The sequence below is a fragment of the Stenotrophomonas sp. 2619 genome, assembly GCF_040548725.1.
Classification (GTDB): Bacteria; Pseudomonadota; Gammaproteobacteria; order Xanthomonadales; family Xanthomonadaceae; genus Stenotrophomonas; species Stenotrophomonas maltophilia_AP.
The window spans coordinates 64,687-81,723 of the sequence record NZ_JBEPSF010000006.1; the positions used below are offsets into that span (position 1 = coordinate 64,687).

Below are 17,037 nucleotides of genomic sequence, written 5' to 3' on the forward strand. Positions count from 1 at the left end.
TGCCGTTCCGGTTGACAGTCACTTTGGATCGATTTAAAAAGAACGGTGCTGTGCGTCGGCGGTACGGCTGGGCGGCATGCGGCGGCCTGCACGAGGACGGCGATGCAACAGCCCCGGGTGCTAGAATCACCGTCTTCGCAATTCCTTTGTGTGTCCACGCCATGAGCCATACCGCCACTGCGCCCGCCAACGCCGAGAAGCGCTACACCGTGCATCGCGCCGACCTGCCGCTGAGCTGCCCGACCCCGGAAATGGCGCTGTGGAACTCGCATCCGCGCGTGTACCTGCCGATCGAAGACGAGCCCAACGGCGAGGCCAAGTGCCCGTACTGCGGCGCCGTGTTCGTGCTGGCCGACTAAATCAGCGCTGCTCCCGTGCGCCGACTCACCGTGGTGCAGCTGCTGCCGGCGCTGCACTCCGGCGGGGTCGAACGCTCCACCCTTGAAATTGCCTCTGCCCTGGTTGCCGCCGGCCACCGGGCCATCGTCGTGTCCGCGGGTGGGCGGCTGGTCGAGCCCCTGCTGGCCAGCGGCGCCGAACATCTCACCCTGGACATCGGCCGCAAGTCGCTGCTGACGTTGCGCCACGTGCGCAGCCTGCGCGCGTTGTTCGCCGAGGTGGGGGCCGACATCGTGCATGCGCGTTCGCGCCTGCCGGCCTGGCTGGGCCTGTACGCGCTGCGCAGTCTTCCCGAGGCCCAGCGCCCGCACTGGGTGACCACCGTGCACGGGCTGAACTCGCCGGGGCGCTACAGCGCGGTGATGACCAGCGGCGAACGGGTGATCTGTGTGTCCAACACGGTGCGCAGCTTCGTGCAGACGCATTACCCCAGCGTGCCCGCCGAGCGCCTGCAGGTGATTCCGCGCGGCGTGGACGTGGCCCAGTTCCCGCGCGTGGCGCGCACCGATCGCCGGGCCCGCCTGGCGGTGGCCGCGCAGCACCCGGTGCTGGCCGGCGATGCGCCGCTGCTGCTGCTGCCTGGCCGTGGCACCCGGTTGAAGGGCCACCGGCATGCGCTGCAACTGCTGGCCGGCCTGCACGCGGCCGGTGTGCCCGCCACGTTGTGGATGCCGGGCACCCGCGAGCCGGGCCGCGAGGCCTACGTGGCCGAACTTGAAGCACAGGCCCGCACCCTGGGCATCGCCGATGCGGTGCTGATGACCGCACCCACCACCCGCATCGCCCAGGCCTACGCGGCCAGCGACCTGGTACTGCAGGTGTCGGACAAGGCCGAAGCGTTCGGCCGCACCGTGGTGGAAGCGCTGTCGGTAGGGCGCCCGGTGCTGGGCTGGAACCACGGCGGCGTGGGCGAACTGCTGACGCAGCTGCAACCCTCTGGTGCGGTAGCCTTGCACGACGGTGCGGCGCTGCTGTCGCGCGCGCTGCAGCTGCTGCAGCAACCGCCCAGCCTGCCTGCCCGGATTCCTTTCACCTTGCAGGCGATGCAGCGTGACACCCTCAAGCTCTACACCTCCCTTGCCGGCTGAGCCGGTGCTTGTGCCCGGCTCCCCGGCGTCCCGCGCCGGTCGTTGGGCGCCGTGGTGGGTACTGGCGTTCGTGGCGCTGTGGCCGTTGCCCGGCATCGCCGAAAGCGTGCTGGTGCTGGGCGCGCTGTATGCCGCCGTGCGCATGGTGCAGCTGCGCATGCAGGGCAAACAGCACCTGCTGAGCAGCCCGGCATGGGCGCTCACCAGCATCCTGTTCCTGGGCTACTGGCTGCCGCAGGCGTTTTCCGCGTTCGACGCGATCGACCCGGCGACGGCTTGGCGCAAGACCGCGGCCGGCCTTCGCTATCTGCCCTTCATGTGGCTGGTGGCGATTGCCGTAGCCACCCCGCAGCGTCGGCGCCTGACGCTGGGCGGCATCGCGCTGATCACGGCGGTGTGGACTGTCGATGCGCTGTCCCAGGCTGCCTTCGGTAGCAGTGCGTTGTTCTGGTCGCTGGACCAGCTCAAGCAGCTGGTGAGCGGGCACGGCCTGTGCAATGCCGCCGAGGTGGCTGCCGCGGATCGGCTCAGCGGCGTGTTGGGGCCGTGCAACCTGAAGTTTGGCCAGGTGCTGGCCAGCCTCTCGCCGTTCCTGCTGTTTGCGGCCGCGCGACGCGCGGGGCTGTGGGGCTGGGGCGCGGCCGCTGCCGCAGTGGGCGTGGTGCTGGTGCTGGCGGGCTCGCGTGCAGCGTGGCTCACCTATGCGCTGGTCGTGGCGTACTCCGGTTGGCGCCTGCTCGGCCCGCGCGCGTTGATCGGCTGCCTGGCGCTAGGGCTGGTGGCCGCGGTCGCGATCGGGGTCGGTTCCAGCCAGGTGCGTGAGCGCGTGGCGCGCACCGCGATGGCGTGGGAGGGCGACGGCGACGGCGTCAACCAGGCGTTGTCCGGGCGCGCGCAGATCTGGGCAGCGGCCGGCTGCATGATTGCCGGCCACCCCGTCAACGGCGTGGGCGCGCGCGGTTTCCGCGATGCGTACCCGGGCTGCAACCCCACACCGCAGGCGCAGGAAGTATGGGGCGAAGGCCCGGCGCTGCACGCGCACCAGATCGTGCTGGAAATACTTGCTGAAACCGGCGCACTGGGCCTGCTGCTGTGGCTGGCCGCTGCCGCCCAGGCCTGGCGCGCGTGGCGCTTCGCCCCGCTGCCGGCCCGCGAACGCGCCCGCCCGGCCATGCTGGCGCTGGCGGTCACCGTGTTCCCGCTCAACACCCACCTGGCGTTCTATTCCACCTTCTGGGGCGGGCTCACCCTGCTGCTGGCCGCGCTGTACGCCGGCAGCCTGCTGGCGCGCGACGACGGGTAGAGCCACCCCATGGGTGGCTGCTTGGGAATCCGGCGTTGCGCGTAGCCACCCACGGGGTGGCTCTACCCGGTGCTCTGGAGGTAGAGCCACCCGATGGGTGGCTGCTCTTGGCCCAGGCATGGGCACACACCGACGCACGCGCGCGCCATCCACCGATGGGCACCACGCCCGGCCCAACGCACTCTCGTGCGATGACCAGCCCACGCCTCCAACGCGGCCGATACTCGCATCCGGGGTATTGCTATGCGCTCACCACCACCACGCACGGCAGGCGGAGATGGTTCGACGATCCCCTCAATGCAGAGGTAATCATCGATACGCTGCGCTATATGGATCGTTGTGGGGTCAGTTGCACGTTGGCCTGGGTGGTCATGCCGGACCATGTGCATTGGTTGATCCAGCTGCGGCAAGACACCTTGGCGCGTTGCATGCTGCTGTTCAAATCACGCAGCAGCCGATTGTTGAACGAGCGTCTGCGGCGAACGGGGAAGCTCTGGCAGCACGGGTACTTCGACCACGCCGTGAGAAGTGAGGAATCCTTGCGCCGACAGGCGTTGTACATCCTCGCCAACCCGATACGTGCGGGATTGGCCGGTGCGTTGGGCGAGTACCCGCACGCGTGGTCGCGGTGGCCCATGGATGGGTAGAGCCACCCCATGGGTGGCTGTTCGCGGTCTGGCACCATGCAGCCACCCATGGGGTGGCTCTACCGCTGGGATTCGTGCAGCCACCCATGGGGTGGCTCTACCGCTGGGATTCGTGCAGCCACCCATGGGGTGGCTCTACCGAGGGAATTTGTGCAGCCACCCGTGGGTGCCGTTACCGGTAATAATCGCTGCGGCCGCCCGGCTGGCGCTTGAAGCGGCGGTGGATCCACAGGTACTGGTCCGGTGCCTCGCGCACCATCGCTTCGATGGCCTGGTTGACGCGTGCGGTATCGGCTTCCACATCCTCGCTGGGGAAATTCTCCAGCGGCGCGCCGATCTTGAGGAAGTACCGGCCGCCTTCGCGGCGATGGAAGTAGGGCACCACCGCGCACCCAGTCATGCGCGACAACTGGTGGGTGGCGGTGATGGTGGCGGCGGTGTGCCCGAAGAACGGCACGAACACCGTGTCCTTGCCGCGCATGTCCTGGTCCGGCGCGTACCAGAGGAATCCGCCCTTCTTCAGGTGGCGCACGGTGGCCCGGATGTCCTCGTTGGCATACATCGCCTTGGCATAGCGCAGCCGGCCGAACTTCACCGCCCACTCGTACACTGGGTTGCGGTGCTTGCGGTACATGCCCGACAGCTCGACGTGGTCGCACAACAGGCGCCCGCACATTTCCAGGGTCATGAAGTGGCCCGATACCAGCAGCACGCCGCGGCCTTCGGCCTGCAGGCGCTGCAGGTGCTCCAGGCCTTCGATCTGGACCTGCGGGCGGATGCTGTCGATGCTGCCCCACCAAGCCCGGGCGAATTCAAAGATGCCCACGCCCAGGGCATCGAAGCTGTCACGCAGCAGACGCTGGCGCCAGGCCTCGTCCTTTTCCGGGAAGCACAGGCGCAGGTTGACCTCGGCCGCGCGCCGGCGGCTGCCGGCCAGGCGGTAGGCCACGGTGCCCACGCCGCGGCCCAGCGCGCGCTGCAGCATCCACGGCAGCCGGGCGATCCCGAAGGCGGCGAACATGACGGCGAACATCGGCCAGTGGCGGGGATCGCGCAGGGACGGGCGGGTAGCGGTGGACGCGTTATCTGACATGACTCGATTCTAATGGATGCATCCCGGCAGGCCCATCACGGCGGTGCAGGATGCCTTCCCCGCGCCGCTCCCGTATCCTCTGCGCATGCGCAAAAGCCCTGTCGAATGGATCCTGCGCGGCCTGTACTCGGCCGTGTTGTACCTGTTGCTGCCGATCACCGTGTACCACCTGGTCTGGCGCGGGTTCCGGGTGCGCGAGTACTTCCGCCGCTGGGACGAGCGTTACGCCTCCTACCCTCACCCCAGCGGGCAGCCGCGGGTGTGGCTGCACGCGGTGTCGGTGGGCGAGGTCAACGCCGCCGCGCCGCTGGTCAATGCCCTGCGCACGTTGCGCCCGGATATCCGCTGGGTGATCACCACCATCACCCCGACCGGCTCCGAACGCGTGCGCGCGCTGTGGGGCGACGCCCTGGACCACGTTTACCTGCCCTACGACGTGCCGGGCAGCGTCGGCCGCTTCCTCGGCCACTTCAAGCCCAGCCTGGCGCTGATCCTGGAAACCGAGCTGTGGCCGAACATGCTGTTCGGGTGCCGGGACCGGGGCATTCCGGTGTACATCCTCAACGCGCGGCTGTCGGCACGCTCGCTGCGCGGGTATCGCCTGCTGAGGGCATTGATCGGGCGCGCGCTGCGCACGGTCACCTGCGTGGCCGCGCAGTCGCAGGACGATGCGGAGCGCTTCATCCAGCTGGGTGCACGGCCCGAGCAGGTGCAGGCGCTGGGCAACCTGAAGTTCGATATTGCCGCCCCCAACGTGCAGGACTTCGTGGCCCGGTTCCATGCGCTGGTCCCGGCCGATCGCCCGGTGTGGATCGCCGCCAGCACGCATGAAGGCGAAGAGCAGGCCACCATCGACCTGCACCGGCGCCTGCGCGAGGCACTGCCGGGCCTGCTGCTGTTGTGGGCGCCGCGGCATCCCGAGCGCTTCCCGCGGGTGGAGGCGCTGGCCCGCGAGCAGGGCTGGAAGGTGGCCACGCGCCGCCAGCAGCAATGGCCGCAGGCCGACACCGACGTGTTCGTGATCGACACGCTGGGCGAGCTCATGTCCTTCTACGGCTGCGCGCAGGTTGCCTTCGTCGGCGGCAGCCTGCAGGCCATCGGCGGCCACAACCTGCTGGAACCGGCGGCCATGGGCACCGCGTCGGTGACCGGCCCGCACCTGCACAACTTCGCCGAGATCTCCCGGCGCATGCGCGAGGCCGGTGCGGTGGTGATCGCCGACGATGCACAGGGCGTGGGCGATGCGCTGCTGACCCTGCTGCGCGATCCGCAGGCACGCGAAGACATGGCCCGCGCCGGCTGCATGCTGGTCAGCAATGGGCGCGGCGCGCTCGACCGCACCGTGGCCCTGATCGCACCGCACCTGCCGCCGCCGGTGGCGTGAGGTGCGGCGGCGGTCGGCCGCCTAGGCCGCTGCCACCAGCAGATCGCCCAGGAACAGGTAGGCGAAGCCGAAGTAGATGAACACACCGATCAGATCCATGATCGAGGTGATCATCGGCGACGACAGCGTGGCCGGGTCGGTGCCGATGCGGCGTGCCGCGAACGGCAGCAGCGCGCCGATGATGCCGCCCAGCGCGGTGCACACCAGCATGCTGGAGCCGACCACCAGCAGCACGTCCATGCCCACGCCCTTGCTGAAGTACGCCAGGATGGCTTCGAGCACCGCGATGGTGACGCCCAGCCCGGCCGCCACCGGCAGCTCGCGCCTGACCACGAACCACACGTCGCGCCAGCGCAGCGTCAGCTCGCCCAGCGCCATGCTGCGGATCACCAGCGTGGCCGACTGGCTGCCGGTGTTGCCGCCCATGTCCACGATCGGGGCAATGAACGCCGCCAGCACGATCACCTGCGACAGCAGTTCCTCCTGCGCGGCCACGAAGGTGCTGGTGAGGATGCCGAAGCCGGTCAGGATCGCCAGCCAGAACACGCGCACCCGGAACATCTGCGTCAGCGGCGTGCTGCGCACGTCCAGGTCGTTGCCCTGCGCGCTTACCGTGCCGCCGAAGCGCGCCAGCTGCGCGGCATCCTGTTGCTTCTCGATGTCCATCGCATCGTCGACGGTGACGATGCCGATCATGCGCCCGTCGGCATGGGTGACCGCCAGCGCCAGCAGGTCGTAGCGACGGATCAGTTCGGCGGCCTGCAACTGCGGCCAGTGGGCCTCGGCGGTGGTGGGCGGGCTGCACATGATCGATGCGATCGGCGCGTGGCCGTCGGCCAGCACCAGGTCACGCAACGTGACGCTACCGCGCAGGCGCCGGTCGTGGTCGAGCACGAAGAGGATGTTGATGGTTTCCTTGTCCAGCGCGGTACGGCGCAGGTGGGCGATGGCGTCGGCCACCGTCATCTGCGGGCCCAGGCTGGCATAGTCGGAGGTAGTCACCGCACCCACGGTGCCTTCGGGATAGGCGGCCATGCGCAACAGGTCGTCGCGCTCGACCTTGGCCAGCGCGGGCAGCAGGTGCTGGCGTGCCGCGTCATCGAGGCGGTGGTAGAGGTCGGCGCGGTCGTCGGACGGCAGGTGCTCGAACAGCGTTGCCACGGCGTCGCGCGGCATCGCCGTGAGCAGTGCGTCCTGGGCACCGTCGGGAAAGTGCGCGAACAGCTCGGCACGTGCCGGCGGTGGCAGCAGCATCAGCAGTGCCAGCGTGGCATCGGTACCGAACAGGTCGAGCGCTTCGACCAGGTCCAGAGCATGCGTGGTACTGGCAATGCTGGCAAAGGCAGCGGCATCGCGCGAGCAGATCAGGGTGCGGATCGAGAACAGAAGGTCTTCGCGGTTCATGGGCGTCTCCAGGAGGTAGCGGTGGCGCGTGCCGCAGCAGGCGTCGGGTCCGACGCGGGCGCGGCAGGGCAGAGGGCAGGCGTTGCGACGCCGTGCGACAGGCGAGGCCCGCAGCAACGGCTCAGGGCAGGGCGGCGAGATTGAAACCAAGCGTCAGCCACCGCGTGTCGCGGAGGTGATGCGCCTGCACGGCGAGCAGGTCCACGCTGGCACCGGGCCACAGCACCCGGCGCAGGCCGACCTGGCTGCTGCGCTGGCGGTCTGCATCGCGCGCGCTTTCGGCCAGCAGGGACCAGTCGTGGTGCAGCGCCACCTCGATGCCGACGCCGCTGGTATGGCCCTGCACGTGCGCGTGGCGGGCCCAGCCCAGGTTGAGGTGCAGCTGCACCTTGTCCTGCGCATCCAGCGCAACGGTCAGCGGTACCGCGAGGTTCCAGTCATCGCCGCGCGGAGGGTGTGCAGTGCCGCCCAGACCGGCGCTGGCGGCCAGGCCCCAGCGTCGCTGCCGACGCTCCACCAGCACGCGCTTGGCGCCCACGGCCCACTGCGGGGATGGCTGCCCCGGCAGGCGGGTGAGGCCGAGCGACCATTCGGTATCGGCCAGGGTGCAGGCCGGTACCGCGGTCCATTCCTGGCCGTCGCGGGTATGCCGCACCCAGCTTTCCAGCTGGCAGTGGTGTGCGTCGGTGATGGTGGCGTCGTCCACCAGCAGGCTGGCGGCGGCGCGGGTATCGAAGGGAAGCACGGCTGCGCTCAACAACAGCGCGACCAGCACACGGCCATGGTGCATGGGCAATCTCCAGGCAAGCGGAAACGCCAGCGGCACCCTCGTCGGGGTCGTTGGAAACGGCGATGCAGGTGATGCGGGGCGGGCGCATCATGCGATGCGCGGGCAAGCCCCGTCCTGTGCGGACGGAGCCAACCTTGGGGTCAGCGGGTCCGTCGGCTCAGGAGCAGCAACGAGGTCGACTATGACTGTCCAAGGAGGGGTCTCTGGGCGGAAGGGAAGGGGTCTGCGGGGCGGAAGTTAGAGCGTGGCGAAGGCACGGTCAAGCGTATTTCGGCCGTCTATACCAAGGTATCGCGGCGCTATGCCGGCGCACGCCCTGAAACGTGGAAGACGCCGGTTTGACGGTGAAATGACGTGCTGTTCAGACCGCGGCGCAATGACGTGATCGGCGGGCGCAGCGCAAAAAAAACCACCCGCATGCGGGTGGTTTTCATCCAACGCTGTTGCTGCAGATCAGTTGACCTGGGTGCTCGGCGTGGCAGCGGCCTGGGTCAGCAGGCGGTTGATGTCCTGCAGTTCGGCGATGTCCAGCGTGCCCACGGCCTGGCCCAGCTGCAGGCGGTTCTGCAGGAAGGTGTAGCGCGCGTTGGCGTAGTCCAGCTGCGCCGAGAACAGGATGCGCTGGTTCTGGATCACGTCCAGCACGGTGCGGGTACCCACTTCCAGGCCAACCTGCGAGGCGTCGTAGGCGCTCTGTGCCGAGACCACGGCCAGGCGACGTGCTTCCACTTCGCTGATGCCGGCCACCAGGGTCTGGTAGGCGTTGCGGGTGTTGCGGTCCAGGGCGCGCTTCTGCTGCTCGTAGCCGTCCTGGGCGATGTCGCGCTGGGCCAGGGCCTGGCGCACGCCGGACTGGGTGGCGCCGCCGGAGAAGATCGGCACGCTCAGGGTCAGGCCGACGCTGTTGGTGCGCAGGTCGGGGTTGAAGGCACCGCCGCTGCCGACGTTGGAATCGCCCCAGGTGGCGCTCTTGCCCCAGCTGCCGCCCAGCGACAGGGTCGGGTAGTGGCCGCCGCGCGCGGCCGACACGCCGGACTCTGCCGCGCTGACCTTCAGCTCCTGCGCCTTCAGCGCCGGGTTCTGGGCCACCGCTTCACCGACCAGCTGGTCGATCTGGGCGTACTTGGCCGGCAGTTCCGGACGGAAGTCGGCCGGCAGGGCGCGCAGGTCGGCCACCGGCTGGCCGGTCAACTCGGTCAGGGCCTGGTAGCTGTCGGCCAGCGTGTTCTGCGCCACGATGGTGTTGGCACGTGCCTGGTCGTACTGGGCGCGCGCTTCATGCACGTCGGTGATCGGGGCCAGGCCCACTTCCAGGCGCTTGTCGGCGAAGTCGAACTGCTTCTTGGCCGCCGCCTCGTTGGTCTGCGCGGCGGTCAGCGATTCGATCGCCACCAGCACGTTGAAGTACGCCGCCGAGGTACGCACGATCAGGCTGTCGTTGGCCGAATCCAGGGTGAAGTCGGCAGCCTGGCTCAGTTCGCGCTGCGAGCGCAGGTTGGCGAACTGGCTGAAGTTGAACAACGTCTGGGTGCCGTTGATCGTGTAGGTACGACGCTTGGTGGTGGACGTGCCGGTGTTGAAGCCGCGGTCGTCGCTGCGGCTGCGGTTGAGCGCGGCCTCACCATTGAGCTGCGGCAGCAGCGCGGCACGCGCCTGCACGGCGCCTTCCTTGTCGTACAGACGGGTCGATTCAGCCGCGGACAGCTGCGGGTCGCCATTGCGCGCCATTTCGTAGACCTGCAGCAGGTCGGCGGCAGAGGCGGTCATCGGCAGCAGGGCGGCGGCCAGCGCAATAGCGAGGGATCGGCGGATCATTGCGGCTTCCTTGGACTCAGAGTTGGAACTGGGGCGCCGGAGCGGCACCGCGCAGGTAATCGATATCGGTTTCAAACAGCGACTCGGTGCTGCCGTCGGCCTTGACCAGCACCGCTTCCATCACCGGCGAACGGCCGTGGATGACGAACAGGCGGCCACCGGGACGCAGCCACTGGGTGAAACGTGACGGGATGGTGTCCACCGCGGCGGTCACGCAGATGGCGTCGAAGCGGCGCTCGGTGTTCCAGGTCAGGGCGTCGGCGGTTTCGATCCGCACGTTGTTGCCCAGGCCGGCGGCGTCCAGCTGCGCGCGCGCAGTGGCGGCCAGTTCCGGCTGGATTTCCAGGCTCAGCACTTCACGGGCCAGCTCGCCCATGCAGGCGCTCAGGAAGCCGCTGCCGGTGCCGATTTCCAGCACTTCGTCGCCCGGCTGCAGATCCAGCGCCTGCAGGGTGCGGCCTTCGATGACCGGCTTCATCATCTTCTGCCCGAAGCCCAGCGGCAGTTCGATGTCGGCATACGCCAGGGCCTTGTGCGATTCAGCGACGAACGCTTCGCGCGGCAGGCGTGCCAGTACGTCGAGCACGCGGATCTCCAGCACGTCCCAGGGACGGATCTGCTGTTCGACCATCAGTTCGCGGGCGTGGGAGTAATCGATCGTCATGAGGTTTCTAGTTCCAGCGCAGTGGGCCGGCCATTTTACCGGTGCCGGGAGCCGGCGGCGCGCTGAGAGCATCGCTGCCGTCGCGCCGGGGTCGCAGTGCCGGAAGTCACCGCGACCTCCGGTCCATTCATGTTGTTCTCACGCCGTGGGGCGCGGCGCGTAGGCCCTCAGGAAAAACGCCACGCTGGCGCTCACATGGGCATCGGCGTCGCAGTCGGCCGGGGTCGGTCGCAGCCCGCACATCATATGCGTATGCAGCTCGCCTTTGATGAGGGTCATCAACTGCAGCGCGGCCGTTTCACAGTCCTCGATCTCCAGCTCGCCCCGGGCCACGCGGGCCCGCAGGAACTCGGCCAGGGCGTCGGTGGTGCGTTGCGGGCCGGCCACCCAGAACATCTCGCGCAGGCGGTCGTCGGTTTCCGGCGCCATCATCACCCGCTGCACGGCGACCGCCTCGGCCGAGGTGATCATGCTGAAGAAGGCGTGGCCGATGCCCAGCAGCTGGTCGCGCAACGGCCCTTCGGCGTCGGTGACAAACAGCGCATCAGGCAGCATGGCGACGCAGGTGGACTTCACAGCTTCGGTGAAAAGTGTCTCTTTGTCGCCGAAATGGCTGTAAACGGTCAGCTTCGACACGCCCGCCAGGGCGGCGATGCTGTCCATGCTCACCCCGTTGTAGCCCTGGTCCACGAACAGGGCCTTGGCGGCTTCCAGGATCGCCGCGCGCTTGCCCAGATCCTTCGGGCGTCCCGGCCCGGAGGCCTTGGCGGCAGGCTTTGCAGGGGGAAGGGGGGCGGTCGAATCGGTCATCCAAACAATACTAGACCAATCGGTTCGATATTTATACTATACCGGCTGGTTCACTATTAGCCGTGCTGCAACAATATGTTGCCGGCGCGAAATTTCCCGGATTTCTTCTCAGGTCCTGTACCTCATGAAAAGCATGCGTTGGATGGGCGGTGGTTTGCTGGTGGTGCTGCTGGCGGCGTGCGGCAAGCACGATGCCGAGCCGGTGGCGGCCATTCCGGTACTGGTGGTGCATCCGGGCACCGTGGCCGGGCAGGAAGCGGCCGCCTATCCGGGTGAGGTGCATGCGCGCCAGGAGAGCCAGCTGTCCTTCCGGGTGGGGGGCAACATGGTCAAGCGCCTGGTCGATGCCGGCCAGCGCGTGCGCAAGGGCGATCTGCTGGCCGAACTGGACGCGGCCGACTACAGCGCCCAGGCCGCTGCCTCGCAGGCCCAGCTGGCCGCCGCCGATGCCGACCTGGTGCGTGCACGCGACGACCAGAAGCGCTACGCCAAGCTGGCCGAAGACCAGCTGGTGAGCCGTTCCGCGCTGGACCAGCAGACCGCCGCCTTCAAGGCCGCCCAAGGCCAGGCCAATGCGGCCCGCGCCAACCTGGCCGTGGCCCGCAACCAGGCCGACTACGCGCAGTTGCGCGCCCCGGCCGACGGCGTGATCGCCAGCCGCCAGGTCGAAGCCGGGCAGGTGGTGAGCGCGGGGCAGACCGTGTTCACCCTGGCCGCCGACGGCGGCCGCGAGGTGCTGATCGCGTTGCCGGAAAGCAGCATCCGCGACTATCAGGTGGGCCAGGCGGTGCAGGTGGAACTGTGGAACCGCCCGGGCCAGCTGCTGCCCGGCACGATCCGCGAGATCGCCCCGGCCGCCGATGCGCAGGCCCGCACCTATGCCACCCGGGTCAGCCTGGCGGCCGAAGCGCTGAGCGAAGTGGAACTGGGCCAGAGCGCGCGCGTGTTCGCCCGCGCCGGCCGCAGCGGCACCCTGCAGTTGCCGCTGGCGGCGGTGCTGCGTGGCGCTGACGGCAAGGCCAGCGTGTGGGTGGTGAACCCGGCCAACGGTGCGCTCAAGGCCACTCCGGTGACGGTGGGGGCCTACGGTGCCGACGCGGTGCCGGTGCTGTCCGGTGTCACCGGTAACGACTGGGTGGTCGCCGCCGGTGGCCACCTGCTGCGCGAGGGCCAGGTGGTGACCCCGGTGGATCGCCAGAACCGCCCGGTGCTCGCACCGGTGGCTGCACCTGCTGCTGCCGGCAAGGGGCACTGAGCCGTGCGCCGCTTCAATCTTTCCGAATGGGCATTGAGCAACCGCCCGCTGGTGCTGTTTGCGATGCTGGCGTTCGCGGTCATCGGCGCGTGGTCGTACAAGCACCTGGGCCAGTCCGAAGATCCGCCGTTCACCTTCAAGGCGATGGTGGTGCGCACGATGTGGCCCGGCGCCACCGCCGAGCAGGTCTCGCGGCAGGTCACCGAGCCGATCGAAAAAGCGCTGATGAATACCGGCGAGTACGAGTTCATCCGCTCCTACTCGCGCCCGGGCGAATCGCAGGTGATCTTCATGGCGCGCGACAGCCTGCGCTCCAAGCAGATTCCGGACCTGTGGTACCAGGTGCGCAAACGCGTGGGCGACATCCGCGCCACGCTGCCGCGCGAGATCGTCGGGCCGTTCTACAACGATGAATTCGGCGACACCTTCGGCAACATCTACGCGCTCACCGGCAAGGGCTTCGATTATGCGGTGATGCGCGACTACGCCGATCGCATCCAGCTCGAACTGCAGCGCGTGCCGGACGTGGGCAAGATCGACCTGGTGGGTTTGCAGGACGAGAAGGTCTGGATCGAGCTGTCCAACACCAAGCTGGCAACGCTGGGCGTGTCGCTGCAGCAGGTGCAGCAGGCGCTGGCCGATCAGAACGCGGTGAGTGCCACCAGCTTCTTTGAAACCCCCAGCGACCGCGTGCAGCTGCGCGTGACCGGCCAGTTCGATTCCATCGAGGACATCCGCCGGTTCCCGATCCAGGCCGGCGACCGCACCCTCCACCTGGGCGACATCGCGCAGGTCAAGCGCGGCTTCGCTGACCCGGCCTCGCCGAAGATGCGCTTCATGGGCGAAGACGCCATCGGCCTGGCGGTGGCGATGAAGGACGGCGGCGACATCCTCAAGCTGGGTGCCACCCTGGACGCCGAGTTCGAGCGCCTGCAGAAAACCCTGCCGGCCGGCATGCAGCTGCGCAAGGTGTCCGACCAACCGCACGCGGTGGAAGAGTCGGTGGGCGAGTTCGTGCAGGTGCTCACCGAAGCGGTGGTGATCGTGCTGCTGGTCAGCTTCTTCTCGCTGGGCCTGCGCACCGGCCTGGTGGTAGGCGTGACCATTCCGCTGGTGCTGGCGATGACCTTCTTCGTCATGCACTACTTCGGCATCGGCCTGCACAAGATCTCGCTGGGCGCGCTGGTACTGGCGCTGGGCCTGCTGGTGGACGATGCGATCATCGCGGTGGAGATGATGGCCACCAAGATGGAGCAGGGCTACGACCGCCTGCGCGCGGCCAGCTTCGCCTGGGAATCCACCGCCTTCCCGATGCTCACCGGGACCCTGATCACCGCCGCCGGCTTCCTGCCGATCGCCACTGCGGCATCGAGCACCGGTGAGTACACCCGTTCGCTGTTCCAGGTGGTGACCATCGCGCTGGTGGTGTCGTGGATTGCCGCGGTGCTGTTCATTCCGTACCTGGGCGACAAGATGCTGCCGGACCTGTTCAACCGGCAGCCGCCCAAGCCGACCAGCCTGGCCGGGCGCTGGCACGCCCGCCGCCTGCAGTGGGCCGACCGCCACCCGGCGTTCGCGCGCTGGATCAAGCCGGCCGAACATGCGCACGACCATGACCCGTACCAGCGGCCGTTCTACACGCGCTTCCGCAGCTTCCTGGATACCTGCCTGCGCCACCGCTGGTGGGTGATCGGCGCCACGATTGCGCTGTTCATCTTCTCGCTGGCGATCTTCCGCTTCGTGCCGCAGCAGTTCTTCCCCGATTCGACCCGGCCTGAGCTGATGGTCGACATCGAGCTGGCCGAAGGCGCATCGCTGGCCTCCACCCAGGCCCAGGCCAGCAAGCTGGAAAAACTGTTGAAGGGCCGCGAGGGCATCAGCAACTACGTGGCCTACGTCGGCACCGGTTCGCCGCGCTTCTACCTGCCGTTGGACCAGCAGCTGCCGGCCACCAACTTCGCCCAGTTCGTGGTGCTCACGGCCGACGCCAAGGCCCGTGAATCCACCCGCGACTGGCTGATGAAGGACGTGATCAAGCAGTTCCCCGACGTGCAGATGCGCGTGACCCGCCTGGAGAACGGCCCGCCGGTGGGCTACCCGGTGCAGATGCGCATTTCCGGCGAGCACATCGCGCAGGTGCAGGCCATTGCCCGCCAGGTTGAAGCCAAGGTGCGCGAGAACCCGCACGTGATCAACGTCAACCTGGACTGGAGCGAGCCGAGCAAGGTAGTGCGGCTGGTGATCGACCAGGACCGCGCCCGCGCGCTGGGCGTGAGCAGCGCGCAGGTGAGCCAGTTCCTGAGCAGCTCGCTGTCGGGCATGAGCGTAAGCACCTACCGCGAAGGCAACCGCCAGATCGAGATGCTGCTGCGCGGCCCGGACAACGAGCGCGCCCAACTGGGCCTGCTCGGCAGCCTGGCCATTCCCACCGCCAGCGGCACGCCGGTGACGCTGTCGCAGGTGGCGCGCCTGGAGTACGCCTTCGAGGACGGCATCATCTGGCACCGCAACCGCCTGCCCACGGTGACCGTGCGCGCCGACATCGGCGATGGCATGCAGCCGCTGGACGTGGTGCAGCAGATCCTGCCCACCCTGGACGGCATCCGCGCGCAGCTGCCTTCGGGCTACCTGCTGGAAACCGGCGGTACCGTGGAAGACTCGGCGCGCGGGCAGAACTCGATCAAGGCCGGCATGCCGCTGTTCCTGATCGTGGTGGCCACGCTGCTGATGCTGCAGCTGCGCAGCTTCTCGCGTGCGGCCATGGTGCTGGTCACCGCGCCGCTGGGCATCATCGGCGCAACCTTGTTCCTGCTGCTGTTCCGCGCACCGTTCGGCTTCGTGGCGCTGCTGGGTACCATCGCGCTGGCCGGCATGATCATGCGCAACTCGGTGATCCTGATCGACCAGATCCAGCAGGACATCGACGCCGGGCACGACCGCTGGCACGCCATCATCGACGCCACCGTGCGCCGCTTCCGCCCGATCGTGCTGACCGCGCTGGCCGCGGTGCTGGCGATGATCCCGCTGTCGCGCAGTGCGTTCTACGGCTCGATGGCGATCTCGATCATGGGCGGGTTGATCGTCGGCACCGTGCTCACCTTGGTGTTCCTGCCGGCGCTGTATGCGGCATGGTTCCGGGTGAAGCCGGATGAGGCCAGGACCACGGAAGGTTGATGTTGCCGGGGCCGACCCACTGTCGGCCCCGCGTGGCGCCGGGCATTGCCCGGCGGCGCTTTGCGTGCAGCACCCCGTCACTGCCGATGGCCTTGGCCGCGCGCAGGCGTGACAATGCGCGATTGCGCCTTGTCGATCCATTCGCTGCCATGTACCTCTCTCCCGTTCGTCTGCGCGGCGGTATTGCCGCCCTTGTGCTGCTGTGTGCCTGCACGCCTGTTGCTGCGTCGTCAGGCGCGGCACCGTCTGCGGCGTTGTTCGAGCGCGACCTGGTCGCGACCCTGGAATGCAGGGCGGCACCGGCAACCGCGCAGGCGGTGGTCAGCACGTTACGGGCGGCGATGTATGGCGACCCGCAGCAGCGCCCGGCGCATCTGCGGGCGTGGCGGTTCGAGCGGGTGGGTGATGACGAAGCATCGGTGGTCAACATCGACATGCCGGTGGGGCTGACTGCCCACGGCATCGCTACCCGTCGCCTGGTCGCCGATGACATCGGGCTTGCGATGCAGATCGATGCGGCGTCGCGTGCGCGCATCGTGGCCGCGCAGGGGCTGCGCCTGCAGTCGAGCACGTTGCGCGAGCCGCTGCAGGTCTGGTCGGTGCAGGCGCCGGCGGGCAGTGTGCCGGTGCCCGCGTCGATCGTGGTACGCAGCGATGGGCAGCGCCCGGGTTATCGGCTGGGCTGCGATTACGACGGGCAGACGCGCGATGAACGTGTTCCGGCCCGCTTGCGCGCTGTGGCAAGCGCGCAGGACGTTGCAGCGGCGCTGGAATGCCGGGCCGACCCGGTTGCGCTGCAGCGCATTGCCACTACGTTCGAGCGGGTCGTGGAGCAGCCCCAGCTGGCCTGGCCGGACAGCATCCGCGCCGTGGCCGAACGGGGGTATGTCGTGGGTGAAGAAACGCTACCGGCGCATGTCATCGAACTGGATCAGCCGCTGAACCTGCACGGTTTTCCGGTCCAGCGCATCGCCATATCCATCGGCGGCTACATCGCCGGCGACCTGGGTCAGGCGCCGCTGGTCAAGGTGCTTGCGGCAACCGGGATGGACGCGGCCGCGCGTCAGGGCGACGGCGTGTGGACGCGCAGCGTGGCCCGTGATCAAACGCCCGGGCGCACGCTGATGCGTGAGCGCAGCGTGCTTCAAACGGACGATGGCACCGTGCTGGCCGGCTGCATGAGCAGCAGGACCTATTCGGCGCCACGGTAG

The 17,037-nt window shown here is 68.5% G+C and carries 14 protein-coding genes; 8 read left to right on the top strand and 6 right to left on the bottom strand.

Annotated features, from left to right (window positions below; genetic code table 11):
* Positions 1–161: 161 nt before the first annotated feature.
* From ABIA71_RS07790 to ABIA71_RS07805, 4 genes are all read left to right on the top strand, one after another.
* The gene (locus ABIA71_RS07790) at positions 162–359 is read left to right on the top strand and encodes a zinc-finger domain-containing protein (protein ID WP_128097818.1); all 198 of its coding nucleotides are present in this window, start codon (positions 162–164) and stop codon (positions 357–359) included.
* A gap of 15 nt (positions 360–374) precedes the next feature.
* Entirely contained in the window at positions 375–1,487 is a 1,113-nt protein-coding gene (locus tag ABIA71_RS07795; protein ID WP_354284502.1) for a glycosyltransferase, read from the top strand.
* A 10-nt stretch (positions 1,488–1,497) separates the two neighbouring features.
* Positions 1,498–2,790, top strand: a complete 1,293-nt coding sequence (locus ABIA71_RS07800; protein ID WP_354284700.1) for an O-antigen ligase family protein — start codon at positions 1,498–1,500, stop codon at positions 2,788–2,790.
* Between the two features lie 191 nt (positions 2,791–2,981).
* Entirely contained in the window at positions 2,982–3,437 is a 456-nt protein-coding gene (locus tag ABIA71_RS07805) for an REP-associated tyrosine transposase (RefSeq protein WP_354284504.1), read from the top strand.
* 172 nt (positions 3,438–3,609) lie between these two features.
* Here ABIA71_RS07805 and ABIA71_RS07810 read toward each other — a convergent pair whose 3' ends face one another.
* On the bottom strand, positions 3,610–4,530 hold the full coding sequence (locus ABIA71_RS07810; protein WP_354284505.1) for an LpxL/LpxP family Kdo(2)-lipid IV(A) lauroyl/palmitoleoyl acyltransferase: 921 nt from the start codon (positions 4,528–4,530) through the stop codon (positions 3,610–3,612).
* 85 nt (positions 4,531–4,615) lie between these two features.
* On the opposite strand from ABIA71_RS07810, the gene waaA reads away from it, so the two are divergent.
* Positions 4,616–5,914, top strand: coding sequence for a lipid IV(A) 3-deoxy-D-manno-octulosonic acid transferase (waaA, locus tag ABIA71_RS07815; protein ID WP_354284507.1), 1,299 nt, complete (start codon positions 4,616–4,618; stop codon positions 5,912–5,914).
* A 21-nt stretch (positions 5,915–5,935) separates the two neighbouring features.
* Here waaA and mgtE read toward each other — a convergent pair whose 3' ends face one another.
* From mgtE to ABIA71_RS07840, 5 genes are all read right to left on the bottom strand, one after another.
* Complete coding sequence (gene mgtE, locus ABIA71_RS07820; RefSeq protein WP_354284509.1) at positions 5,936–7,318, bottom strand: magnesium transporter; 1,383 nt, start codon at positions 7,316–7,318, stop codon at positions 5,936–5,938.
* Between the two features lie 121 nt (positions 7,319–7,439).
* Complete coding sequence (locus tag ABIA71_RS07825; RefSeq protein WP_354284511.1) at positions 7,440–8,108, bottom strand: PA4824 family protein; 669 nt, start codon at positions 8,106–8,108, stop codon at positions 7,440–7,442.
* 453 nt (positions 8,109–8,561) lie between these two features.
* Complete coding sequence (locus ABIA71_RS07830) at positions 8,562–9,923, bottom strand: TolC family outer membrane protein (protein WP_128097808.1); 1,362 nt, start codon at positions 9,921–9,923, stop codon at positions 8,562–8,564.
* Positions 9,924–9,939: 16 nt separating this feature from the next.
* A complete protein-coding gene (locus tag ABIA71_RS07835; RefSeq protein WP_354284513.1) occupies positions 9,940–10,587 on the bottom strand; it encodes a protein-L-isoaspartate O-methyltransferase family protein in 648 nt (215 codons plus the stop codon).
* Between the two features lie 138 nt (positions 10,588–10,725).
* The gene (locus tag ABIA71_RS07840) at positions 10,726–11,397 is read right to left on the bottom strand and encodes a TetR/AcrR family transcriptional regulator (RefSeq protein ID WP_354284515.1); all 672 of its coding nucleotides are present in this window, start codon (positions 11,395–11,397) and stop codon (positions 10,726–10,728) included.
* A 124-nt stretch (positions 11,398–11,521) separates the two neighbouring features.
* Between ABIA71_RS07840 and ABIA71_RS07845 the strand changes: the two genes are divergently transcribed.
* From ABIA71_RS07845 to ABIA71_RS07855, 3 genes are all read left to right on the top strand, one after another.
* Positions 11,522–12,652: an efflux RND transporter periplasmic adaptor subunit gene (locus ABIA71_RS07845; RefSeq protein ID WP_354284517.1), complete on the top strand. Its 1,131-nt coding sequence runs from the start codon at positions 11,522–11,524 to the stop codon at positions 12,650–12,652.
* Between the two features lie 3 nt (positions 12,653–12,655).
* Positions 12,656–15,826, top strand: a complete 3,171-nt coding sequence (locus tag ABIA71_RS07850) for an efflux RND transporter permease subunit (RefSeq protein WP_354284519.1) — start codon at positions 12,656–12,658, stop codon at positions 15,824–15,826.
* 149 nt (positions 15,827–15,975) lie between these two features.
* A complete protein-coding gene (locus ABIA71_RS07855) occupies positions 15,976–17,037 on the top strand; it encodes a hypothetical protein (RefSeq protein ID WP_354284521.1) in 1,062 nt (353 codons plus the stop codon).